The organism is Streptomyces capparidis (assembly GCF_054782095.1).
On the sequence record NZ_BAAGTD010000080.1, the window covers coordinates 1 to 25,384 of the forward strand.

At 75.4% G+C, this 25,384-nt stretch carries 2 protein-coding genes and 1 pseudogene; all 3 read left to right on the plus strand.

What is annotated here, in order from left to right:
- On the plus strand, positions 1–7,983 hold a 7,983-nt coding region (locus ACYVO2_RS35335), incomplete at its 5' end, for an SDR family NAD(P)-dependent oxidoreductase (protein ID WP_461012209.1).
- Between the two features lie 149 nt (positions 7,984–8,132).
- Positions 8,133–14,552 (plus strand): annotated as a pseudogene (locus ACYVO2_RS35340) (type I polyketide synthase); the annotation flags it as partial.
- A partial coding sequence (locus tag ACYVO2_RS35345; RefSeq protein WP_461012210.1) for an SDR family NAD(P)-dependent oxidoreductase occupies positions 14,530–25,384 on the plus strand: 10,855 nt, incomplete at its 3' end. The pseudogene ACYVO2_RS35340 and the gene ACYVO2_RS35345, both read left to right, overlap by 23 nt.

A 25,384-nucleotide genomic window follows, 5' to 3' on the forward strand; every position in this document is an offset into this window, starting at 1 on the left:
CGGCAGGTCGCCGAAGGGCTGACCTACCGCGAACCGCGTATCCCGCTGGTGTCGAACCTCACCGGCGGCCTGGTCTCGGACGAGGTGTGTTCGCCGGAGTACTGGGTCCGCCACGTCCGCGAGGCCGTCCGGTTCGCCGACGGCGTGACCACGCTTGCCGACCAAGGCGTGTCCACCTTCGTGGAGCTGGGCCCGGACGGTGTCCTGTCCGCGATGGCGCAGGAAGTCCTCCCGCAGGATGCCGTCTGTGTGCCGACGCTGCGGGCGGACCGCCCCGAAGCGCGCACGGTGACCGCTGCCGTGGCCGAGGCCCACGTCCGTGGTGTCCCCGTCGATTGGGATCGGTTCTTCGCGGGCCGGGGTGCCGTGCTCACCGACCTGCCCACCTACGCCTTCCAGCGTCGGCGGTTCTGGCCGGAGGCGCCGCCCGTCGACGCCGCCGATCGTGTGGACCCGGTGGACGCCGAGTTCTGGGCCGCTGTCGAGCGTGGCGATCTCGGGACGCTCGGCGTCGAGGAGGAGGCCCCGCTGAGCGAGGTGCTCCCGGCCTTGTCGTCGTGGCGGGAGCGCCACCGGGCCCGAGCCACCGTGGACGGCTGGCGGTACCGGATCGAGTGGAAGCCCATGGACGCCACGGCCCGGGTCTTGTCCGGGTCGTGGGTTGTGGTGGTGCCGGTCGGTCAGGTGCGGGCGGGTCTGGTGGAGTCGGTGGCCGGGGCGTTGCGTGGCCGGGGTGCCGAGGTGGTGTTGGTCGAGGGCGATGCTGATCGCGGGGTGCTGGCGCGGCGGTTGGGTGAGGCCGGTGCTCGGGGTGCGGCGGGTGTGGTGTCGCTGCCGGGCCTGGCCGGGGAGCCCGTCATGGGGATGCTCGCGCTGGTGCAGGCGCTGGGCGATGCCGGGGTCGCGGCGCCGTTGTGGTGTCTGACCAGTGGCGCGGTGTCGGTCGGCCGCACGGACCGGCTGGCCAGTCCGGTGCAGGCGCAGGTGTGGGGCTTGGGTCGGGTGGTGGCGTTGGAGCACCCCGACCGGTGGGGTGGTCTCGTCGACTTGCCCGCCGAGGTGGATGAGCGGGTGTTGGACCGGCTGGTGGGTGTGCTGGCCGGGGCGGGGGACGAGGATCAGCTCGCGGTGCGTTCCTCGGGTGTGTTCGTGCGCCGTCTGGCGCGTGCCTCTCGGGGTTCGTCGCAGGAGGTGTCGTGGCGGGCGAGTGGGACGGTGCTGGTCACCGGTGGCACGGGTGCGTTGGGTGCGCAGGTGGCGCGGTGGCTGGCCCGCAACGGTGCTGAGCATCTGCTGTTGGTGAGTCGTCGCGGCCCGGCTGCCGAGGGGGCGGAGGGGCTGCGGGATGAGCTGACCGGCCTGGGTGTGGCGGTGACGGTGGCCGCGTGTGACGTGGCCGACCGGGATGCCCTGGCCGCTGTGCTCGCCGACGTCCCGCTGGATCGTCCGCTGACGGCCGTGTTCCACACCGCCGGTGTGCTGGACGACGGGGTCGTGGACTCCCTCACGCCCGAGCGCATGGCGCATGTGCTCCGGGCGAAGGCGGACGCGGCCCGGCACCTCGATGAGCTGACCCGGGATCTGGGGCTGTCGGCGTTCGTGCTGTTCTCGTCGGTGGCGGGTGCGGTGGGGAATGCCGGTCAGGGCAATTACGCGGCGGCGAATGCGTTCTTGGACGCGTTGGCCGAGCGGCGGCGGGGCGAGGGGTTGCCTGCCACGTCGGTGGCGTGGGGTCCTTGGGCGGGGACGGGTATGGCGGCGGAGGACGAGGCGGTGGCCCGTCGGTTGCGGGCGGGTGGCCTCACCCCCATGCCGCCCGACCGGGCCCTCACGACCCTCGAACGGTCTCTCGCTGAGGACCGGGCCCATGTGCTCGTCGCCGACGTGGACTGGGCGCGGTTCGCCGCCGGGTTCGGGACCGCGCGGCAGCGGTCCCTGATGGCGGATCTCCCCGAGGTCCGGCAGGCCACCGAGGTGTCCGCCGGTGACGCCGGGGACGGCGCCGCCGACGGCGCCGCCCTGGTGCGGCGGCTCGCGGCGCTGCCGGAGGAGGAGCGGTTCCGCCGGGTGCTGATGCTGGTGCGGGGGCGGGTCGCGGCCGTGCTCGGGCATTCCGGCGCGGAAGCGGTCGAGGTCGGCAGCGCCTTCCGGGCGCTGGGCTTCGACTCGCTGGCCGCCGTCCAGTTGCGCAACGCGCTGGGGTCGGCGACCGGGCTGGCGCTTCCGGCCACCCTGATCTTCGACCACCCGACACCCCGGGCGCTGGCCCGGCACCTGACGGCGGAGCTCTTCGGCCCGGCGGAGGGCGAGGCGCGCGCGGCGGGGGCGGCCGAGGGGACGGGCGGCGCGGGAGCCGACACCGAGCCCATCGCGATCGTGGGCATGGCCTGCCGGTTCCCCGGTGGCGTGCGGTCCCCGGAGCACCTGTGGCGGCTGCTCCGCGAGGGAGGCGACGCCATGTCGGAGTTCCCCGCGGACCGCGGCTGGAACCTGGACGAGCTGTTCGACCCCGACCCGGACCGGCCGGGCACGAGCTATGCCAGCACGGGCGGGTTCCTCGACGACCCCGCCGGGTTCGACGCCGAGTTCTTCGGGATCAGCCCGCGCGAGGCCCTGGCGATGGACCCGCAGCAGCGGCTGCTGCTGGAGACCTCGTGGGAGGTCTTCGAACGGGCGGGCATCGACCCGGCGACGCTGCACGGCAGCCGGACGGGGGTCTACGTCGGCACCAACGGCCAGGACTACAGCGCGCTGCTGCTGAACGCGGCGGACGACGTCGAGGGATACCTGGCCACCGGGAACGCGGCCAGCGTGGTGTCCGGGCGGCTCGCCTACACCTTCGGCCTCGAGGGCCCCACGGTCACCGTGGACACCGCGTGCTCCGCCTCCCTGGTGGCGCTGCACCTGGCGGCCCAGGCGCTGCGCGGCGGCGAGTGCACGCTCGCGCTGGCGGGCGGGGCCACGGTGATGTCCACGCCGGGCGCCTTCGTGGAGTTCTCGCGGCAGCGCGGCCTGGCCGCCGACGGGCGGTGCAAGCCGTTCGCGGCGGCCGCCGACGGGACCGGTTGGTCCGAGGGCGTCGGGGTGCTGCTGCTGGAGCGGTTGTCGGACGCCCGCCGCAACGGGCACGACGTGCTGGCGGTGGTGCGGGGCAGCGCGATCAACCAGGACGGCGCGTCCAACGGCCTGACGGCGCCCAACGGCCCGTCCCAGCAGCGCGTCATCCGGCAGGCGCTGGCCAACGCGGGCCTGGCGCCCGAGGAGATCGACGCGGTGGAGGCCCACGGGACGGGCACGACGCTCGGCGACCCCATCGAGGCGCAGGCGCTGCTGGCCACCTACGGGCAGGGCCGCGACGCGGACCGGCCGCTGTGGCTGGGGTCGGTCAAGTCCAACCTCGGGCACACCCAGGCCGCCGCCGGTGTCGCCGGGGTGATCAAGATGGTGCTGGCCATGCGGGAGGGCGTGCTGCCGCGCACCCTGCACGTGGACGAGCCCTCGCCGCACATCGACTGGTCGTCCGGCGCCGTGCGACTGCTGACGGAGGAGGCGCCCTGGCCGGACCGCGGCGGGCCGCGCCGCGCGGGCGTGTCCTCGTTCGGCATGAGCGGCACCAACGCGCACACCATCCTGGAGCAGGCCCCACCCGCCCCGGCCGCCGCGCGGCCCGTCGCGGACGGCGCGGACGGCGCGGACGGCGCGACGCGGCCCGAGGTCACCGGCGGCGCGCCGCTGCCGTGGGTGCTGTCCGCCAAGAGCCCGGCCGCGCTGCGCGCCCAGGCCGCCGGGCTGCGGGCGCACCTCGACGCGCACCCCGGCCTGCGCCCGCAGGACGTCGGGCACACCCTGGCCACCGCCCGCGCCGCCTTCCCGCACCGTGCCGTGCTGCTCGGCCGCGACGGGGACGACCTCCGGCGCCGCCTGACCGCCCTCGAACAGGGCCGCGTCGACCCGGGCGTGGTCGAGGGGACGGCGGGATCCGACAGCCGGGCGGTGTTCGTCTTCCCCGGCCAGGGGTCGCAGTGGGCCGGGATGGCGCTGGGCCTGCTGGACACCTCCGAGGTTTTCCGCGACTCGGTGCGCGCCTGCGCCGAGGCCCTCGCGCCGCACGTCGACTGGTCCTTGGAGGACGTCCTGCGCGGCCGGGACGGCGCGCCGCCGCTGGACCGCGTGGACGTGGTGCAGCCCGCGCTGTTCGCCGTCATGGTCTCCCTGGCCGAGCTGTGGCGCTCCCACGGGGTGCCGCCCGCGGCCGTGGTGGGCCACTCCCAGGGGGAGATCGCCGCGGCCTGCGTGGCCGGGGCGCTGACGGTGGAGGACGCGGCCCGCGTGGTGGCGCTGCGCAGCCAGGCCCTGGGCGCGCTGGCCGGGCGCGGCGGCATGGCCTCCGTCGCGCTGCCGCAGGACGAGGTTCGCGAGCGGCTGGCCCGCTGGGACGGGCGGCTGTCCGTCGCCGCGGTGAACGGGCCCCGGTCCGTGGTGGTCTCCGGGGAGCCGGCGGCCCTGGACGAACTGCTGGCCGAGTGCGCCGCCGCCGACGTCCGCGCCCGCCGCGTCCCCGTGGACTACGCCTCCCACTCCGCGCAGGTGGAGTCCATCCGGGAGGAGCTGCTGGTCCTGCTGAAGCCGATCGCGCCGCGCCCGGCCGCCGTGCCGTTCCTGTCCACGGTGACCGGCGAGTGGCTGGGCGGCACCGAGCTCGACGCCGAGTACTGGTACCGCAACCTGCGCGGCACCGTCCACCTCGACCGGGCGACCCGGACGCTGGTCGAGCAGGGCTTCCGGCTGTTCGTCGAGGCCGGCCCGCACCCGGTGCTGACCGTCGGGCTCCAGGAGACCTTCGACAGCCTGGGCGGTGACGCCCGGGTGGTGGGATCGCTGCGGCGGGACGAAGGCGGCATGGACCGCTTCCTGCTGTCCCTGGCGCAGGCCCACACGTACGGCGCGTCACCCGACTGGCCGGCGGTGTTCGCCGGGCACGGCGCCAGGCGCGTGCACCTGCCCACCTACCCCTTCCAGCGGCAGCGGTACTGGCCGACCGGGAGGGACCCGCGGACGGGCGACCCGGCCGGGCTCGGTCTCGGCGCGGCGGGCCACCCGCTGCTCGGGGCGGAGGTGGAGCTGCCCGACTCCGGCGGCCTGGTGTTCACCGGGCGGCTGTCCCTGCGCACCCACCCCTGGCTCGGCGACCACCTGGTGATGGGGTCGGCGCTGCTGCCGGGCACCGCGTTCGCCGAGCTCGCGCTGTGGGCCGGGCGGCGGACCGGCTGCGCCCGGGTGGAGGAGATCACCCTGGAGGCGCCGCTGGTGGTGCCGGAACGGGGCGCGGTCGCGGTGCGGCTCACCGTCGGCGGACCGGACGAGACCGGGCACCGCCCGCTGCACCTGCACTCCCGCCCGGACGACGCCCCCGAGGGAACCGCGTGGACCCGGCACGCCGAGGGCTCCCTCGCCCCCGCCGCCGCGCCCCCGGGCCCCGCGGCACCGGCGGCCTGGCCGCCCGCGGACGCCGAACCCCTGCCGCTCGACGGCTTCCACGAGCGGCTGTCCGAAACCGGCATCGGATACGGGCCGGTGTTCCAGGGGCTCCGCGCGGCCTGGCACCGCGCCGCCCCCGACCCGGCGGGAACCGGCACCGGACCGGTGACGGAGATCCTCGCCGAGGTGCGACTGCCCGACGGCGTGCCGGACGACGGCTTCACCGTGCACCCGGCGCTGCTCGACGCGGCGTTGCAGGCCGCCGCCCTGCACACCCTCACCACCGCGGCCGACGGCGAACGGCCCGCCACCCGCCCCTTCACCTGGCGCGGCGTCACCCTGCACACCGCCCCCGCCGGGGGCGCGCTGCGGGTGCGGCTCACCACGGCGGGGCAGGACACCGTGTCGGTGGCGATCACCGACCCCGCGGGAACACCGGTGGCGTCGGTGTCGGCCGTGGTCTCGCGGCCGGTCACCGTCGAGCAGTTGAACGCCGCCGGCGCGCTGGCGGACTCCCTGTTCCGGCTCGACTGGACCCCGGCGCCCGCCCCCGCGGCGCCCCCGGCGCCGGCCGGGCCGTGGGCCGTGCTGGGGACCGCGGACCCGCGGCCGGCCGCGGAGCTGACCGCGGCCGGGGCGGACTGCGCGGTCTTCGCGGACCTCGCGGCCCTGGCGGCGGCGAGCGACCGCGGCACACCCGTCCCGCCGACCGTCGTCCTGCCCTGCACACCGCCCCCGGGGGAGGGCTCCCCGGTCACCGCCGACGCGGTGCGCGCCGCCGCCCACCGGGTGCTGCGGGCGCTCACCACATGGCTGTCCGACGGGCGGTTCGCCCACGCCAGGCTGGTGCTGCTCACCCGCGGCGCGGTCGCGGCACACCCGCAGGACGGGCCGCCCGACCTCGTGCACGCCCCCCTGTGGGGCCTGGTCCGCTCGGCCCAGGCCGAGAACCCGGGCCGGTTCCTGCTGGTGGACGTGGACGGCGACACCGCTTCCTACCGGGCGCTGCCGGAAGCCGTCGCCCGCGCCGCGGCCCCCGAGGCGGACGAGCCGCAGCTCGCCGTGCGGGCCGGGGCGGTGCGCGTCCCCAGGCTGGTGCGGGCCGCCCCGGCCGCCCGCCCGGAAGAGACACCGGACGGCGCGCCGTTCGACGCGCGCGGCACCGTGCTCCTCACCGGAGCCGGCGGCGGGCTGGCCGGCCCGGTGGCCCGGCACCTCGTCACCGAGCACGGGGTGCGGCACCTGGTGCTGGCGAGCCGCCGCGGCCCCGCCGCCCCGGGCGCGGCCGAACTGCGGGCCGAGCTGACCGGGCTCGGCGCCGACGTGACGGTGGCCGCCTGCGACATCGCCGACCGCGACGCGCTGAAGGCGCTGCTCGCACGGATCCCGTCCGCCCACCCCCTCACCGCCGTCGTGCACACCGCCGGGGTCACCGACGACGGAGTGGTCCAGTCGCTCACCCCCGAACGGCTGGACCGGGTGCTGCGCCCCAAGGTGGACGCGGTGCTCAACCTGCACGAGGCGACCGCCGCCCGGCCCGAGCTGCGGGCGTTCGTGCTGTTCTCCTCCTTCTCCGGCCTCTTCGGCAGCCCCGGCCTGGCCAACTACGCGGCGGCCAACACGTTCCTGGACGCCCTGGCCCGGCACCGCAGGGCCGGCGGACTGCCCGCCCTGTCGCTGGCGTGGGGCCTGTGGTCGGAGGAGACCGGCATGGGCGGCAGGCTCGCCGACGCCGACCGCACCCGCATGGCCCGCGGCGGGGTGGGCGCCATGACCGCGGCGCACGCCCTCGCCCTGTTCGACGCCGCGGTCGGCGCGGACGAGGCGGTGCTGGTGCCGGCCCGGATGGAACTCGCCGCCCTGCGTTCGCGCGCCCGCACCGACGGCGTGCCCGCCGTGCTGCGCGCCCTGGTGCCCGTCACCGGCCGGAACGCCGAGCGGGCGGAACCCGGCGCGGCCGGCTCCTTCCGGGAGCGCGTCACCGGACTGCCGGAGGCCGAACGCGCGGACGCCGCCCTGGACTTCGTGCGGACGCACGTCGCCACCGTGCTCGGCTTCCCCGGCCCGGAGGCGGTCGGCGCCGAGCAGACGTTCAAGGAGTCCGGTTTCGACTCGCTGACCGCGGTCGAACTGCGCAACCGGCTGAACGCCGCCACCGGGCTGCGCCTGCCGGCCACGCTGGTCTTCGACTTCCCCACCCCCGCCGCCCTGGCGGCCCATCTGCTCGCGGAGACCGCGGCGGAGCAGACCGCACCGGCGGCCTCGGTGCTGGAGGAGGTCGCCCGGCTGGAGTCGGTGTTCTCCTCGCTGACCGAGGACGCGCTCGCCGGGCTGGCGGCCAACGAGGCCGCGCACGAGGCCATCACCGCGCGGCTGCAAGGGCTGCTGTCCAGGCTCGACGGCACCCGGACGGGCGCGTCCGGTGCCGCCGCCTCCCACGACCTCGACACGGCGACGGACGACGAGATCTTCGCCTACATCGACAAGAAATTGGGGAAAGGCTGACCGGACAATCGACAGTACATCGCCCCCATTGTCGGCCACCGCGGTCGGCCGGAACGCCGGCCCACACGCGTCCAGTGTTTTCCTCAAGAATGTGAACGGGTGCTGCTCCGATGACGAATGAAGCGAAGCTTCGCGACTACCTCAGGCGAGTTACCGCAGAGCTCGACGAGGTACAGAACCGGCTGCGTGAGGTGACCGACAAGGAGCAGGAGCCCATCGCGATCGTGGCGATGAGCTGCCGTTACCCCGGCGGCGTCGGCTCTCCCGAGGAACTGTGGGAACTGGTGGCGTCCGGCCGGGACGCGGTCTCCCCATTCCCCGAGGACCGCGGCTGGGACCTGGCGGGCCTTTACCACCCGGACGCGGACGAATCCGGGAAGGCGTATGTCCGCGAGGGCGGATTCCTGCACGAGGCCGCGGAATTCGACGCCGGATTCTTCGGGATCAGCCCGCGCGAGGCGCTGGCGATGGACCCGCAGCAGCGGCTGCTGCTTGAGACCTCGTGGGAGGCGATCGAGCGCGCCGGCATCGACCCGGCGACGCTGAAGGGCAGCCGCACCGCTGTCTTCGCGGGCATCAGCGGCCAGGACTACGCCGCCCTCCTCGGCGGCGTCTCGGAGGACGTCGAGGGATACCTGGGCACCGGCAACGCGGGCAGCGTGCTGTCCGGGCGGGTCGCCTACGCGCTCGGCCTCGAGGGTCCCGCGGTGACGATCGACACCGCGTGCTCCTCCTCCCTGGTGGCGCTGCACCTGGCGGCGCACGCGCTCCGCAAGGGCGAGTGCTCGCTCGCCCTGGCCGGCGGCGTCACGGTGATGGCGACTCCGGGTCCGCTGGTGGAGTTCTCGCGGCAGCGCGGTCTCGCGGTGGACGGGCGGTGCAAGGCGTTCTCGGCGGCGGCCGACGGCATGGGCATGGCCGAGGGTGTGGGTGTGCTGCTGCTGGAGCGGCTCTCCGACGCCCGCCGCAACGGGCACCGGGTGCTGGCGGTGGTCCGGGGCTCGGCGGTGAACCAGGACGGCGCGTCCAACGGCCTGACGGCGCCCAACGGGCCTTCGCAGCAGCGCGTCATCCGGGAGGCGCTCACCCGGGCCGGTCTGTCCGCCGCCGACGTCGACGCGGTGGAGGCGCACGGGACGGGGACGCGGCTCGGTGACCCGATCGAGGCGCAGGCGCTGCTGGCCACCTACGGGCAGGGGCGCGAGGGCGACCGGCCGCTGTGGCTGGGGTCGGTGAAGTCCAACATCGGGCACACGCAGGCGGCCGCGGGTGTCGCTGGTGTGATCAAGATGGTGATGGCGATGCGGGAGGGTGTGCTGCCGCGCACCCTGCATGTGGACGAGCCGTCGCCGCAGATCGACTGGTCCGCCGGTGCCGTGGAGCTGCTGACGGAGGAGCGGCAGTGGCCCGACACGGGCCGCCCGCGCCGCGCGGCGGTCTCCTCGTTCGGGATCAGCGGCACCAACGCGCACGCCGTCATCGAGCAGGCGCCCGAGCCGGAGCCCGCGGCCGAGGAGGAACCCGCCACGGTCGTCACCCCCGTGGTGCCGTGGCTGCTGGCGGGCAGGACCGAGGCGGCGCTGCGGGCCCAGGCCGCCCGCCTGCACCGGCACCTGACCGCCGCCCCCGGCGCCGAGCCGGTCGACGTCGGCCTGTCCCTGGCCACCTCCCGCACCGCGCTGGAGCACCGCGCCGCCATCGTCGCCGAGGAGCGGCACACCTTCCTGGAGACGCTGGAGGCGCTCGCCGAGGGCCGGGACGCGCCGGACCTGTTCCGCGGCACCGCCCCCGGCGAGGCCCGGCTCGGGTTCCTGTTCACGGGGCAGGGGGCGCAGCGGGCCGGGATGGGCCGGGAGCTGTACGAGGCGTTCCCGGTGTTCGCGGAGGCGTTCGACGCGGTGTGCGCCCGCATGGACGGGCGGTTGGACCGGCCGCTGCGCGAGGTCGTGTTCGGCGACCAGGAGCAACTGGACCGCACGGTGTTCACCCAGGCCGGTCTGTTCGCGCTCGAGGTGGCGCTGTTTCGCCTCTTCGAGTCCTGGGGCGTGCGGCCCAGGGCGCTGCTTGGCCACTCCGTGGGCGAGCTGGCGGCCGCGCACGTCGCCGGGGTGCTGTCGCTGGACGACGTGTGCGCTCTGGTGGCCGCGCGCGGCCGGTTGATGCAGGCGCTGCCCGAGGGCGGGGCGATGGTGGCGGTGGAGGCCACCGAGGCGGAGGTGGCCGCCGTTCTGACGGGTCGGGTGTCGATCGCGGCCGTCAACGGCCCGTCGTCGGTGGTCGTCTCCGGCGAGGAGCAGGCGGTGGCGGGGATCGCCGCAGACTTCCGGGCGCGGGGCCGCAGGACCAAGCGGCTCTCGGTGTCGCACGCGTTCCACTCGCCGTTGATGGAGCCGATGCTGGCCGAGTTCCGGCAGGTCGCGGAGGGGCTGACCTACCGCGAGCCGCGGATCCCTGTGGTGTCGAACGTCACCGGCGCGGTGGCGTCCGCCGAGGAGCTGTGCTCGCCGGAGTACTGGGTGCGGCACGTCCGCGAGGCGGTGCGGTTCGCCGACGGGGTGCGCGCGCTCGCCGAGCAGGGCGTGACCGTCCTCGTCGAACTCGGCCCCGACGGGGTGCTGTCCGCCATGGCACAGGACTGCCTGCCCCGGGACCGGGACGCGCTGACCGTGGCCGCGCTGCGGGCCGACCGCCCGGAGGCCCGCACCCTCACCGGCGCGCTCGCGCGGGCCCATGCGCGCGGCGCCGCCGTGGACTGGGCGGCGGTCTTCCAGGGGCGCGGCGCCCGCCCGGTGGACCTGCCCACGTACGCCTTCCAGCGGGAGCGCTACTGGCCCGAGACGCCGCAGACCGGCCCGGCCGCGCAGGACAACCCGCAGGACGCCGCCTTCTGGGCGGCCGTCGAACGCGCCGACGTGGCCGCCGTCGCCGCCACCCTGGACATCGGCGAGGAGCAGCAGTCGTCGCTGAGCGCCGTGCTCCCCGTGCTGTCCTCGTGGCGGCAGCGGCACCGCGACCAGTCCCTCGTCGACGCCTGGCGCTACCGCGTCACCTGGAAGCCGGTGGCCGAGGGCACCGGCGGGACGCTGCCGGGCACCTGGATCGCGGTGGTGCCGCACGACCTGCCGGAGCCCGCCACCGCCGTCATCGGCGCCATGACCGCGGCCGGGGCCACCGTGGTCCGGGTCGCCCTGGACCCCGCCGAGGCCACCGCGGGACCCGGGACCACCGACCCGGCCGCCGCGCTGCTGCCGCGGCTGAGCGCGGTCGCCGCCGAGCACCCCTCGGCCGCGGGCGTGGTGTCCTTCCTGTCCTTCGACGAGCGCCCCTGCCCCGGCCGCCCCGCCGTCAGCGCCGGCCTCGCCGCCACCCTCGCCCTCGTCCGGGCCCTGGGCGACGCCGGGATCCGCGCGCCGCTGTGGTGCCTGACGAGCGGCGCCGTCACCGTCGGCCGCTCGGACCGGCCGACCGCCCCCGCGCAGGCCCAGACCTGGGGGCTCGGCCGCGTCGCCGCCCTCGAACACCCGGACAGGTGGGGCGGTCTCGTGGACCTCCCCGGCACCCTCGACGAGCGGTCCCTGACCCGACTGACCCGCGCCCTCGCCGGCATCGGCGACGAGGACCAGCTCGCCGTGCGCCCCTCCGGCGTGTTCGCCCGCCGTCTGGCCCGCGCCCCCCGGGCCGAGTCCCCCGCCACCACCTGGCGCCCCCGCGGCACCGTGCTCATCACCGGCGGCACCGGAGCCCTGGGCGCCGAACTCGCCCGCACCCTCGCCCGCCTGGGCGCCGAGCACCTGCTGCTGACCAGCCGCCGCGGCGCCGAAGCCGACGGCGCGGAGGCGCTGCGCGCCGAACTCACCGCGCTCGGCGCCCAGGTCACCCTGGCCGCCTGCGACGTCGCCGACCGGGACGCCCTCGCCGCCCTGCTCGCCGCCGTGCCCGCGGACCGGCCGCTGACCGCCGTCGTGCACGCGGCGGGCGCCGGCCAGTTCACCCCGATCGCCGACACCACCCTCGACGAACTCGCCGACGTGGTGACGGCCAAGGTCGCCGGCGCCCGCAACCTCGACGAACTCCTCGGCGACCGGCCCCTGGACGCGTTCGTCCTCTACTCGTCCATCTCCGGCGTCTGGGGCAGCGGCGGCCAAGGCGCCTACGCCGCGGCCAACGCCTACCTCGACGCCCTCGCGGAGCGGCGCGGGGCCCGCGGACTCGCCGCCACCGCGGTCGCCTGGGGCCCCTGGAGCGGCGGCGGCATGGCCGACGGAGCCGCGGAGGAGCAACTGCGCCGCCGCGGCCTGCCCGCCCTCGCCCCCGAACTGGCCACCCTCGCGGTCCGCCAGGCGGTGGACAACGGCGACACCGCCGTCACCGTCGCCGACGTGGACTGGGACCGCTTCACCGCCGGATTCACCGCGGCGCGCCCCAGCCCGCTCCTCGGCGACCTGCCCGAGGTGCGCAGCACCCTGGTCACCGCTGTCGCCGCGGCGACCGGCGACCCGGCGCTGACGGCCCGGCTGGCCGGGCTGCCCGGCGCCGAACAGGACCGCGTCCTGCTCGAACTCGTCCGCGCCGAGACCGCCGCCGTCCTCGGCCACAGCTCCCTCGACGCCGTCGAGCCGGGCCGCGCCTTCCGCGAACTCGGCTTCGACTCGCTGGCCGCCGTCGAACTCCGCAACCGCCTCGACTCGGCCACCGGCCTGCACCTGCCCGCCACCCTCGTCTTCGACCACCCGACACCCGCCGCGCTGGCCCGGCACATCCGCGACGAGGCCCTCGGCGGTGCCGACCTGGCCGCCGCCGTCCCCGCGGTCGCCGTGCACACCGACGAACCCGTGGCCATCGTGGGCATGGCCTGCCGCTACCCCGGCGGCGTCGGCTCGCCCGAGGAGCTGTGGCGCCTGGTCACCGCGGGCGAGGAGGGCATCGGGGACTTCCCCGCCGACCGCGGCTGGGACCTCGACGCCGTCTACCACCCGGACCCGGAGCACCCCGGCACCTCCTATGCGCGCCAGGGCGGATTCCTCTACGACGCGGGCGACTTCGACCCCGCGCTGTTCGGGGTCAGCCCCCGCGAGGCGCTCACCATGGACCCGCAGCAGCGGCTGCTGCTGGAAGCCTCCTGGGAGGCCGTGGAGCGGGCGGGCATCGACCCCACCGCGCTCAAGGGCGCCCAGGCCGGCGTGTTCGTCGGCTGCTCCTACCAGGGCTACGGCCTGACAGGAGGACAGGGCGAGGAAGAAGGAGCCGGGTACTCCCTGACCGGCGTCTCCACCAGCGTCGCCTCCGGCCGGATCGCCTACGCGCTCGGGCTCGAGGGCCCCGCCGTCACCATCGACACCGCCTGCTCCTCCTCCCTGGTCGCCCTCCACCTGGCGGCGCAGGCCCTCCGCCAGGGCGAGTGCTCGCTCGCCCTCGCCGGCGGCGTCACCGTCATGCCCACCCCCGGGACCTTCGTGGAGTTCTCCCGCCAGCGCGGCCTGGCCGCCGACGGCCGGTGCAAGTCCTTCGCCGCCGCCGCCGACGGCACCGGCTGGGGCGAGGGCGTGGGTGTGCTGCTGCTGGAGCGTCTGTCGGACGCGCGGCGCAACGGGCACCGGGTGCTGGCGGTGGTGCGGGGTTCGGCGGTGAACCAGGACGGCGCGTCGAACGGCTTGACGGCGCCCAACGGCCCGTCCCAGCAGCGGGTGATCCGGCAGGCGTTGGCCAGCGCCGGGCTCGCGGCGTCGGATGTGGACGCGGTGGAGGGCCACGGAACGGGGACGCGGCTCGGTGACCCGATCGAGGCGCAGGCGCTGCTGGCCACCTACGGGCAGGGGCGTGAGGCCGACCGGCCGCTGTGGCTGGGGTCGGTGAAGTCGAACATCGGGCACACCCAGGCGGCCGCGGGTGTGGCCGGTGTGATCAAGATGGTGATGGCGATGCGGGAGGGTGTGCTGCCGCGCACCCTGCACGTGGACGAGCCGTCGCCGCAGATCGACTGGTCCGCCGGTGCCGTCGCACTGCTGACGGAGGAGCGGCAGTGGCCCGACACGGGCCGCCCGCGCCGGGCGGCGGTGTCGTCGTTCGGGATCAGCGGCACCAACGTCCACACCATCATCGAGCAGGCGCCGCCCGCCGACGCGACGGCGCCGGCACCGCCCGTCGTGCACACGTCCGGCGTGCCCTGGACGCTGTCGGCCAAGAGCATGACGGCGCTGCGCGCGCAGGCCCAGCGGCTCCGCGCCCACCTGGAGGCGCACCCCGAGGCCCGGCCGGTGGACATCGGCCTCTCCCTGGCGACCTCCCGCTCCGGTCTGGAACAGCGCGCCGCCGTCGTCGCCGCGGAACGCGAGGAGTTCCTGGCGGCGCTGGGCGCGCTGGGCGAGGACCGGGATGCTCCCGGGGTGATCCGGGGTGTGGCGTCCGGGCAGGGACGGGTCGCGTTCCTGTTCACGGGGCAGGGGGCGCAGCGGGCCGGGATGGGCCGGGAGCTGTATGAGGCCTTTCCGGTGTTCGCGGAGGCGTTCGACGCGGTGTGTGCCCGCATGGACGCGGTTGGACCGGCCGTTGCGGGATGTCGTCTTCGGTGACCAGGAGCAGTTGGACCGGACGGTGTTCGCTCAGGCGGGGTTGTTCGCGCTTGAGGTGGCGTTGTTCCGGTTGTTCGAGTCGTGGGGTGTGGTGCCGGATTATCTGGCGGGGCACTCCATCGGTGAGTTGGCGGCGGCTCACGTCGCCGGTGTGCTGTCACTGGACGACGCGTGCGCTCTCGTTGCCGCCCGCGGCCGGCTGATGCAGGCGTTGCCCGAGGGCGGGGCCATGATGGCGGTGCAGGCCACCGAGGAAGAGGTGGCCGCTGTCCTGTCGGGTGGGGTGTCGATCGCGGCTGTCAACGGGCCGTCGTCGGTGGTCGTCTCCGGTGACGAGGACGCCGTTGTGGCGGTTGCCGCCGTCTTCCAGGCGCAGGGCCGCAAGACCAAGCGACTCACGGTCTCGCACGCGTTCCACTCGCCGTTGATGGAGCCGATGCTGGACGAGTTCCGGCGGGTCGCGCAGGGGTTGTCGTACGAGGCCCCGCGCATCCCCGTGGTGTCGAACGTCACCGGGGCGGTGGCGTCGGCGGCGGAGCTGTGCTCGCCGGGGTACTGGGTGCGGCACGTCCGCGAGGCGGTGCGGTTCGCCGACGGGGTGCGCTCGCTCGCCGAGCAGGGCGTGGGCACGTTCGTGGAGCTGGGCCCGGACGGGGTGCTCTCCGCGATGGGGCAGGAGTGCGTGCCGGACGACGCCGACGCGGTGTTCGCGCCGGCGCTGCGCACGGACCGCCCCGAGGCCCACACCCTGACCACCGCCGTCGCCCACGCCCATGTCCGCGGTGCCGCCGTCGACTGGGAGCGGTTCTTCGCGGGCCGCGGCGCGGTGCCCGTGGACCTGCCCACCTACGCCTTCCAGCGTCAGCGGTTCTGGCCGGAGGCGGCGGCGCTCAGCCCGGCCGATCGCGTGGACCCGGTGGACGCCGAGTTCTGGGAGGCCGTGGAGCGGGCCGATGTGCCGACGGTGGCCCGCACCCTGGAGATGGACGACGAGCAGCAGTCGTCGCTGAGCGCGGTGCTGCCGGTGCTGTCGGCCTGGCGGCGGCGCCACCGCACCCGGACCACCGTGGACAACTGGCGGTACCGGATCGAGTGGAAGCCGGCGGACCCCGCGGTGCCGGTGCTGACCGGCACCTGGGTCGTGGTCGTCCCGGAGCGCTGCGCTGAGCACCCCTGGGTCGCCGCGTGCGGCTCGCTGCTGGGAGCGAGGAGCGGCGCCCGGCCGGTCGTGGTGACCGTGGCCCCCGCCGAGGCCGACCGCGAGGCGCTGGCGCGGCGGCTGGCCGAGGTGGACGCGGGTTCGGCGGCGGGCGTGGTGTCGCTGCTCGGCGTGGCCGAGGAACCGTCGTCCGGCGACCCGGTGCTGCCCTGGGGGCTGGCGGCGACGCTGGCGCTGGTGCAGGCGCTGGGGGACGCCGGGGTCGCGGCCCCGTTGTGGTGCCTGACCAGCGGCGCGGTGTCGGTCGGCCGCTCCGACCGGCTGACCAGCCCGGTGCAGGCGCAGATCTGGGGCCTCGGCCGGGTGGTGGCGCTGGAGCACCCCGACCGGTGGGGCGGCCTGGTGGACCTGCCCGCCGAGGCGGATGAGCGGGCGCTGGACCGGCTGGTGGGAGTGCTCGCCGGGATCGGCGACGAGGACCAGCTCGCGGTGCGCTCCTCGGGGGTGTTCGTCCGCCGTCTGGCGCGCGCCTCGCGGGGGGCCGCGGAGGCGGTGCCGTGGCGGCCCACCGGGACGGTGCTGATCACCGGCGGTACCGGCGCCCTGGGAGCGCAGGTCGCGCGCTGGCTGGCCCGCGACGGCGCCGAACACCTGGTGCTGGTGAGCCGCCGCGGCCCGGCCGCCGAAGGCGCCGACGCGCTGCGCGACGAGCTGGCCGGGCTCGGGGCGGAGGTGACGGTGGCCGCGTGCGACGTGGCCGACCGGGAGGCGCTGGCCGGGCTGTTGGCGTCGATACCGTCCGACCGGCCGCTGACCGCGGTCTTCCACACCGCCGGCGTCCTCGACGACGGTGTGCTGGAGTCGGTGACGCCGCAGCGCTTCGCGCACGTCATGCGCCCGAAGACGGAGGCGCTCGGGCACCTGCACGAGCTGACCCGCGACCTGGACCTGTCGGCGTTCGTCCTGTTCTCCTCCATCGCGGGCGTCTGGGGCAGCGGCGGCCAGGGCGCCTACGCGGCGGCCAACGCCTACCTGGACGCCTTCGCGCGGTACCGCCGCGACCTCGGTCTGCCCGCCACCTCCGTGGCCTGGGGGCCCTGGGGCGAGGTGGGCATGGCCGCCGACGAACTGGCCGAGGAGCAGCTCCGGCGGCGCGGTCTGCCGTCGCTGGCCCCCGGGCTGGCCATCGCCGCGCTCCAGCAGGCGCTGGACAGCGGCGACACCGCGCTGACCGTGGCCGACGTGGCCTGGGAGCAGTTCGTCGCGGGCTTCACCGTGGCCAGGCCCCGCCCGCTGGTCACCGACCTGCCGGAGGCGCGCCGGGCCCTGGACGCGGCCAACGCGCGGGCCGAGGGCGCGTCCGCCGGCGACTCGGCGTTCGCCCTGCGGCTGGCGGGGCTGTCCGAGGTCGAGCGTGGCCGCCTGCTGCTGGAGACGGTGCGCGCCGAGGCCGCCGGCGTGCTGGGCCACCCGTCGGCCGACGACGTGGCGGCGGACCGCGCCTTCCGCGACCTCGGCTTCGACTCGCTGAGCTCCGTCGAGTTCCGCAACCGGCTCAACGCCGTCACCGGCCTGCGCCTCCCCACGACGCTGGCGTTCGACTTCCCCACCTCCGCGGCGCTGGCCGAACACCTCGCCCGGGAGCTCTCCGGAGACGACGCCCCGGCCACCGGCACCGAGGCGGCCACCACCGTCGCCGTGGACGACGAGCCGATCGCGATCGTTGGCATGGCCTGCCGCTACCCGGGCGGGGTGGCCTCGCCCGAGGATCTGTGGCGGCTCGTCCTGGAAGGCGCGGACGGCGTCGGCGGGTTCCCGGACGACCGCGGCTGGGACCTGGACGGGCTGTTCGACGCCGACCCGGAGCGGGTGGGCACCTCGTACGCCCGGGAGGGCGGGTTCCTGTACGACGCGGGGGCGTTCGACCCGGCGCTGTTCGGGATCTCCCCGCGCGAGGCCCTGGCGATGGACCCGCAGCAGCGGCTGCTGCTGGAGACCTCGTGGGAGGTCTTCGAACGGGCCGGCATCGACCCGACGACCCTGAAGGGCAGCAGGACCGGCGTGTTCGCCGGCGCCGGCTTCCAGGGGTACGGAATGGGCGTCGAGAGCGCCCCCGAAGGCGTCGCCGGATTCGCCATGACCGGCACCGCCACCAGTGTGCTCTCCGGCCGCGTGGCCTACACGTTCGGTCTCGAGGGCCCGGCGGTGACCGTGGACACCGCCTGCTCGTCCTCCCTGGTGGCGCTGCACATGGCCGCCCAGGCGCTGCGGTCGGGGGAGTGCTCGCTCGCCCTGGCCGGCGGCGTCACCGTCATGGCGAGCGCCGGTACCTTCGTGGAGTTCTCCCGCCAGCGCGGCCTGGCGGCCGACGGCCGGTGCAAGTCCTTCGCCGCGGCGGCCGACGGCACCGGCTGGGGCGAGGGCGTGGGTGTGCTGCTGGTGGAGCGGCTTTCCGACGCCCGGCGCAACGGCCACCGGGTGCTGGCGGTGGTGCGGGGCAGTGCAGTGAACCAGGACGGCGCGTCGAACGGCCTGACGGCGCCGAACGGGCCGTCCCAGCAGCGGGTGATCCGGCAGGCGTTGGCCAGCGCCGGGCTCGCGGCGTCGGATGTGGACGCGGTGGAGGGCCACGGGACGGGGACCCGTCTCGGTGACCCGATCGAGGCGCAGGCGCTGCTGGCGACGTACGGGCGGGAGCGGCCGGAGGGTCGTCCGCTGTGGCTGGGGTCGGTGAAGTCGAACATCGGGCACACGCAGGCGGCTGCGGGTGTGGCCGGTGTGATCAAGATGGTGATGGCGATGCGGGAGGGTGTGCTGCCGCGCACCCTGCATGTGGACGAGCCGTCGCCGCAGGTGGATTGGTCGGCCGGTGCCGTGGAGCTGCTGACGGAGGAGCGGGAGTGGCCCGAGACGGGCCGTCCGCGGCGGGCGGCGGTGTCGTCGTTCGGGATCAGCGGCACCAACGCGCACACCATCATCGAGCAGGCACCCGAGGAGGAGCCCGCATCGGTGGAGGAGGAGCCCGCCGCCGACTTCCCGGCGCCGACCCCTGTGGTTCCGTGGGTGCTGTCCGCGAAGACCGCCGCCGCCCTGACGGCCCAGGCGGAACGCCTGCGCACCCATGTGGCGGCCAGGCCCGAGGCACGGCAGGCCGACATCGCCTTCTCGCTGGCCACGTCCCGTGCCGGGCTTGAGCACCGCGCCGCCGTCGTCGCCGCGGAACGCGAGGAGTTCCTGGCGGCGCTGGGCGCGCTGGCCGAGGACCGGGATGCTCCCGGGTTGATCCGGGGTGTGGCGTCCGGGCAGGGACGGGTCGCGTTCCTGTTCACGGGGCAGGGGGCGCAGCGGGCCGGGATGGGCCGGGAGCTGTACGAGGCGTTCCCGGTGTTCGCGGAGGCGTTCGACGCGGTGTGTGCGCGGATGGACGCGGCTCTGGACCGGCCGTTGCGGGATGTCGTCTTCGGTGAGCAGGAGTTGCTGGATCGGACGGTGTTCGCTCAGGCGGGGTTGTTCGCGCTTGAGGTGGCGTTGTTCCGGTTGTTCGAGTCGTGGGGTGTGGTGCCGGATTATCTGGCGGGGCATTCCATCGGTGAGTTGGCGGCGGCTCACGTCGCCGGTGTGCTGTCGTTGGACGACGCGTGCGCTCTCGTTGCGGCGCGTGGTCGGTTGATGCAGGCGTTGCCCGAGGGTGGGGCGATGGTGGCGGTGCAGGCCACCGAGGCCGAGGTGAGCGCTGTCCTGTCGGGTCGGGTGTCGATCGCGGCCGTCAACGGGCCGTCGTCGGTAGTCGTCTCCGGCGAGGAGCGGGCGGTGACGGAGGTCGCCGCCGTCTTCCAGGCGCAGGGCCGCAAGACCAAGCGACTCGCGGTGTCGCACGCGTTCCACTCGCCGCTGATGGAGCCGATGCTGGACGAGTTCCGGCAGGTCGCGCAGAGGTTGTCGTACGAGGCCCCGCGTATCCCGCTGGTGTCGAACCTCACCGGCGGCCTGGTCTCGGACGAGGTGTGCTCGGCGGAGTACTGGGTGCGGCACGTCCGCGAGGCCGTCCGGTTCGCCGACGGCGTGACCACCCTCGCCGACCAAGGCGTGACCACCTTCGTCGAACTCGGCCCGGACGGTGTGCTCTCCGCGATGGCGCAGGAGACGCTGCCGCAGGACAGCGGTGCCGTCTGCGTGCCCGTGCTGCGCGCCGACCGCCCCGAGGCCCACACCCTCACCAACGCCGTCGCCCACGCCCATGTGCGGGGTGCGGCCATCGACTGGAGCCGGTTCTTCGCGGGCCGCGGCTCCCTGCTCACCGACTTGCCCACCTACGCCTTCCAGCACCGGCGGTACTGGCTGAAACCCGAGGCGCTCGTCGGCAACCTCGAACTGGCGGGCATGAGCGCGGCGGACCACCCGCTGCTGGGCGCCGCCGTGGAGCTGCCGGATTCCGGCGGGCTGCTGTTCACCGGCAGGCTGTCGGTGCGGACACACCCCTGGCTCGCCGACCACACGGTCATGGGATCGGTGCTGCTGCCCGGCACGGCGTTCGTGGAACTCGCCATCCGGGCGGGCGACCAGGCAGGCTGCGACCGGGTGGAGGAACTGACCCTCCAGGCGCCGCTGGCCCTGCCGGAGCGCGGCGGGGTCACGCTCCAGCTCATCGTGGGGGCGCCCGACGCCTCCGGGCGGCGAGCCCTGACCGTCTACTCCCGGCCCGAGGACGTCCCCGCGGACACGGAGTGGACCTGCCACGCCACGGGCGCGCTGGGCGTCGCCGACCGGCTCGGCGACGACGACCTCCTCACTTGGCCCCCGGCGGACGCGACCGCCGTCGAACTGGGCGGCGTCTACGAGCGCCTCGCTGCCACGGGGCTGAGCTACGGCCCGGTCTTCCAGGGCCTGCGGGCCGCGTGGGTGCGCGGGGACGAGGTGTTCGCCGAGGTCGCGCTGCCGGAGGAGTCCGCCGACGAGGCGGGCGCGTTCGGTGTGCACCCGGCGCTGCTGGACGCGGCGTTGCACGCCATCGGCCTGGGCGCGCTGGTCGAGGACACCGGCCGGGCGCGGCTGCCGTTCTCCTGGTCCGGGGTGACGCTGCGCGCGGCGGGTGCGTCCGCGGTGCGGGCGCGGCTGGCCAGGGCCGGGACGGACGCGGTGTCGCTGCTGGTCACCGACACGGCCGGGGTGCCGGTCGTGACGGTCGACTCGCTGATGCTGCGGCCGATGGGCGCCGCGGAGACGGAGCACAAGCGCTCCGGCGCGCCGGAGTCGCTGTTCCGGGTGGACTGGCAGCCGCCGGCCGCGCGGGCGGCGGAGGCGACCGGTGGCGCGTACGCGGTGGTGGGCGGTGACCGGTTCGGCGCGGCCGAGGCGCTGGACGCCTCCGCGCACGCGGACCTGGCGGCGCTCGCGGAGTCGGGCGGCCGGGTTCCGGACGCGGTGGTGGCGTGCGTGGCCGGTTCCGGCGCGGGGGCCGGGGCCGTGCACAAGACGACGATCCTGGTACTGGAGCTGGTGCGGTCCTGGCTGGCCGAGGAGCGGTTCGCGTCGTCGCGGCTGGTGCTGGTCACCCGGGGCGCGGTGTCCACGTCCGCCGGTGAGACGGTGGCCGATCCCGCGGCCGCCGCGGCCTGGGGCCTGGTGCGGTCGGCGCAGAGCGAACACCCCGACCGGTTCGTCCTCCTCGACGTGGACGGCGAGCCGGGGTCGGTGGACGCGCTGCCCACCGTGCTCGCCCTGGACGAACCCCAGGCCGCCGTGCGTGCCGGAGCCGTGCTGGTGCCCCGGCTGGCCCGGGTCCGGGACGGGGCGGCCGACGCCCCTGTATGGGACGGTGCGGGCACGGTGCTGATCACCGGTGGTACGGGTGCGCTGGGCGCGGTGCTGGCCCGGCACTTGGTGGCCGAGTGCGGTGTCCGTGATCTAGTGCTGACCAGTCGCAGCGGTCACGCCCCTGAGCTGGAAGCGGAGCTGGCCGGCTTGGGCGCCCGGGTGCGGGTGGTGGCCTGCGATGTGGCAGACCGGGACGCCCTGGCCGCTGTCCTCGCCGACATCCCGGCGGAACACCCGCTGACCGCAGTGGTCCACGCCGCCGGGGTGCTGGACGACGGCGTGGTGGAGTCCCTGACTCCTGAGCGGCTGTCGGCGGTGCTGCGCCCGAAGGTGGACGGGGCGTGGAACCTGCACGAGCTGACCGAGGGCCTGGACCTGTCGGCGTTCGTCCTGTTCTCCTCCGTCGCCGGTGTGCTGGGCGGAGCCGGTCAGGCGAACTACGCCGCGGGCAACGCCTTCCTCGACGCCCTGGCCGTGCTGCGCCGCAACTCCGGGCTGCCCGCCCAGTCCCTGGCCTGGGGTCCCTGGGCGGAGGCAGGCATGGCCGACACACTGGGCGAGGCCGACCGGCGCCGGATGACCCGCTCCGGGATGGCCGCCCTGTCCCCGGCGGAGGGGGTGGCGCTGTTCGGGCTGGCGGGCGCCGTCGGCGATCCCGTCCTGGTGCCGATGCGCCTGGAACCCGCGGGACGGCGCGAAGCGGCGGAGGTGCCCGCGCTGCTGCGCGGACTCGTGCGCCGTCCGATGCGCCGCGCCGCACGGGCCGGCGCGGGCGAGGGGGCGACCGGGTCCGGGCTGGCGCAGCGGCTGGCCGGCCTGTCCGGGACCGAGCGGCGCCGCGCGCTGATCGATGTCGTGCGCACGCACGTCGCCGCGGTGCTGGGCCACGACTCGCCGCAGGCCGTGGAGGCCGAGCAGGCGTTCAGCGATCTCGGCTTCGACTCGCTGACATCGGTGGAGCTGCGGAACCGGCTGGGGCAGGCCGCCGGGCTGCGGCTGCCCGCGACCCTCGTCTTCGACTACCCCACCCCGGCCGCGCTCGCCCGGTACATCGACGCCGAACTCGCGGGAGTCACCGGCGCGGCGCCGGCACCGGTGGCGGTGGCCGCGCCGCGGGACGACGAGCCGATCGCGATCGTCGGCATGGCCTGCCGCTACCCGGGCGGGGTGGCCTCGCCCGAGGAGCTGTGGCGTCTGGTGGCGTCCGGGGGCGACGGGATCGGCACGTTCCCGGCGGACCGGGGATGGGACGTCGATGCCCTGTACGACCCGGAGCTGACCCGGGCCGGAACCTCGTACACCAACGAGGGCGGGTTCCTGTACGACGCCGCCGAGTTCGACCCGGCGTTCTTCGGGATCAGCCCGCGCGAGGCCCTGTCCATGGACCCGCAGCAGCGGCTGCTGCTGCAAACCTCGTGGGAGGCCATCGAGCGGGCGGGCATCGACCCGACGACCCTCAAGGGCTCCCCGACCGGCGTCTTCGCCGGAGTCATGTACCACGATTACAGCGCGATCGTGCAGCAGGCGGCCCGCGAGGACACCGAGGGCTACAGCGGCAACGGCAGCTCCGGCAGCATCGCCTCCGGCCGGGTGGCGTACACGTTCGGGCTCGAAGGGCCCGCGGTGACGGTGGACACGGCGTGTTCGTCGTCGTTGGTGGCGCTGCATCTGGCGGTGCAGGCGCTGCGGTCGGGGGAGTGTTCGCTGGCGTTGGCCGGTGGTGTGACGGTGATGTCCACGCCGGGGACGTTCGTGGAGTTCTCGCGGCAGCGTGGTCTGGCGGCCGACGGGCGGTGCAAGTCGTTCGCCGCGGCGGCCGACGGCACGGGCTGGTCCGAGGGCGTGGGCATGCTGCTGGTGGAGCGCCTGTCGGACGCGCGCCGCAATGGGCACCGTGTGCTGGCGGTGGTGCGGGGCAGCGCCGTCAACCAGGACGGCGCGTCCAACGGCCTGACGGCGCCCAACGGGCCCTCGCAGCAGCGCGTCATCCGGCAGGCGCTGGCCAGCGCGGGCCTGACCACGGCGGACGTAGATGTCGTCGAGGCGCACGGCACCGGCACCCGGCTCGGCGACCCCATCGAGGCACAGGCGCTGCTGGCCACCTACGGGCAGGACCGCCCCGAGGACCGTCCGCTGTGGCTGGGCTCGATCAAGTCCAACATCGGGCACACGCAGGCGGCTGCGGGTGTGGCCGGTGTGATCAAGATGGTGATGGCGATGCGGGAGGGTGTGCTGCCGCCCACTCTCCACGTGGACGAGCCGTCGCCGCAGGTGGACTGGTCGGCCGGTGCCGTGGAGCTGCTGACGGAGGCGCGGGAGTGGCCCGAGGTGGGTCGTCCGCGGCGGGCGGCGGTGTCGTCGTTCGGGATCAGCGGCACCAACGTGCACACCATCATCGAGCAACCGCCGCGGGAGCGGCCCGCGGTCCCGCGCGAGCCGGGACCGTCCGTGGCGACGCCCGTGCTGCCCTGGGTGCTTTCGGGCCGGACCGAGGCCGCTCTGCGGGCCCAGGCCCAGCGGCTCACGGCCCACCTGGAGGCGCGGCCGGAAGCCGCCCCGGCCGACATCGGCCTGTCCCTGGCGGTCACCCGGGCCGCGCTCAAGTACCGTGCCGCCGTGGTCGCGTCCGACCGCGAGACGTTCACCGCCGCGCTGTCCGCGCTGGCCGAGAGCCGCGACACCCCGGACCTGGTACAGGACGCGGCCTCGGGCGACGCGCGCCTCGGGTTCCTGTTCACGGGGCAGGGGGCGCAGCGGGCCGGGATGGGCCGGGAGTTGTACGAGGCGTTCCCGGTGTTCGCGGAGGCGTTCGACGCGGTGTGTGCCCGCATGGACGGGCGGTTGGACCGGCCGTTGCGGGATGTCGTCTTCGGTGACCAGGAGCAGTTGGACCGGACGGTGTTCACCCAGGCCGGACTGTTCGCGCTCGAGGTGGCGCTGTTCCGCCTCTTCGAGTCGTGGGGTGTGGTGCCGGATTATCTGGCGGGGCATTCCATCGGTGAGTTGGCGGCGGCGCATGTGGCGGGGGTGCTGTCGTTGGACGACGCGTGCGCTCTCGTTGCCGCCCGCGGCCGGCTGATGCAGGCGTTGCCCTCCGGTGGGGCGATGGTGGCGGTGCAGGCCACCGAGGACGAGGTGGCCGCTGTCCTGTCGGGTCGGGTGTCGATCGCGGCCGTCAACGGGCCGTCGTCGGTGGTCGTCTCCGGTGACGAGGACGCCGTTGTGGCGGTTGCCGCCGTCTTCCAGGCTCAGGGCCGCAAGACCAAGCGACTCGCGGTGTCGCACGCGTTCCACTCGCCGTTGATGGAGCCGATGCTGGACGAGTTCCGGCAGGTCGCGGACGGGTTGTCGTACGAGGCTCCGCGTATCCCGCTGGTGTCGAACCTCACCGGTGGCCTGGTCTCGGACGAGGTGTGCTCGGCGGAGTACTGGGTGCGGCACGTCCGCGAGGCGGTCCGGTTCGCCGACGGTGTGCGTACGCTCGCCGATCAAGGTGTGACCACCTTCGTCGAACTCGGCCCGGACGGTGTGCTCTCCGCGATGGCGCAGGAGACGCTGCCGCAGGACAGCGGTGCCGTCTGCGTGCCCGTGCTGCGCGCCGACCGCCCCGAGGCCCACACCCTCACCACCGCCGTCGCCCACGCCCACGTCCGCGGGATCCCCGTGGACTGGGACCGCTTCTTCGCGGGCCGGGGCGCCGCGATCACCGACCTGCCCACCTACGCCTTCCAGCGCCAGCGGTACTGGCCGGAGGCCCGGATGGCGCTCGGTACGGTCGAACTGGCGGGGGTCAGTGCTGCGGATCATCCGCTGTTGGGTGCGGCTGTGGAGTTGCCGGATTCGGGTGGGTTGTTGTTCA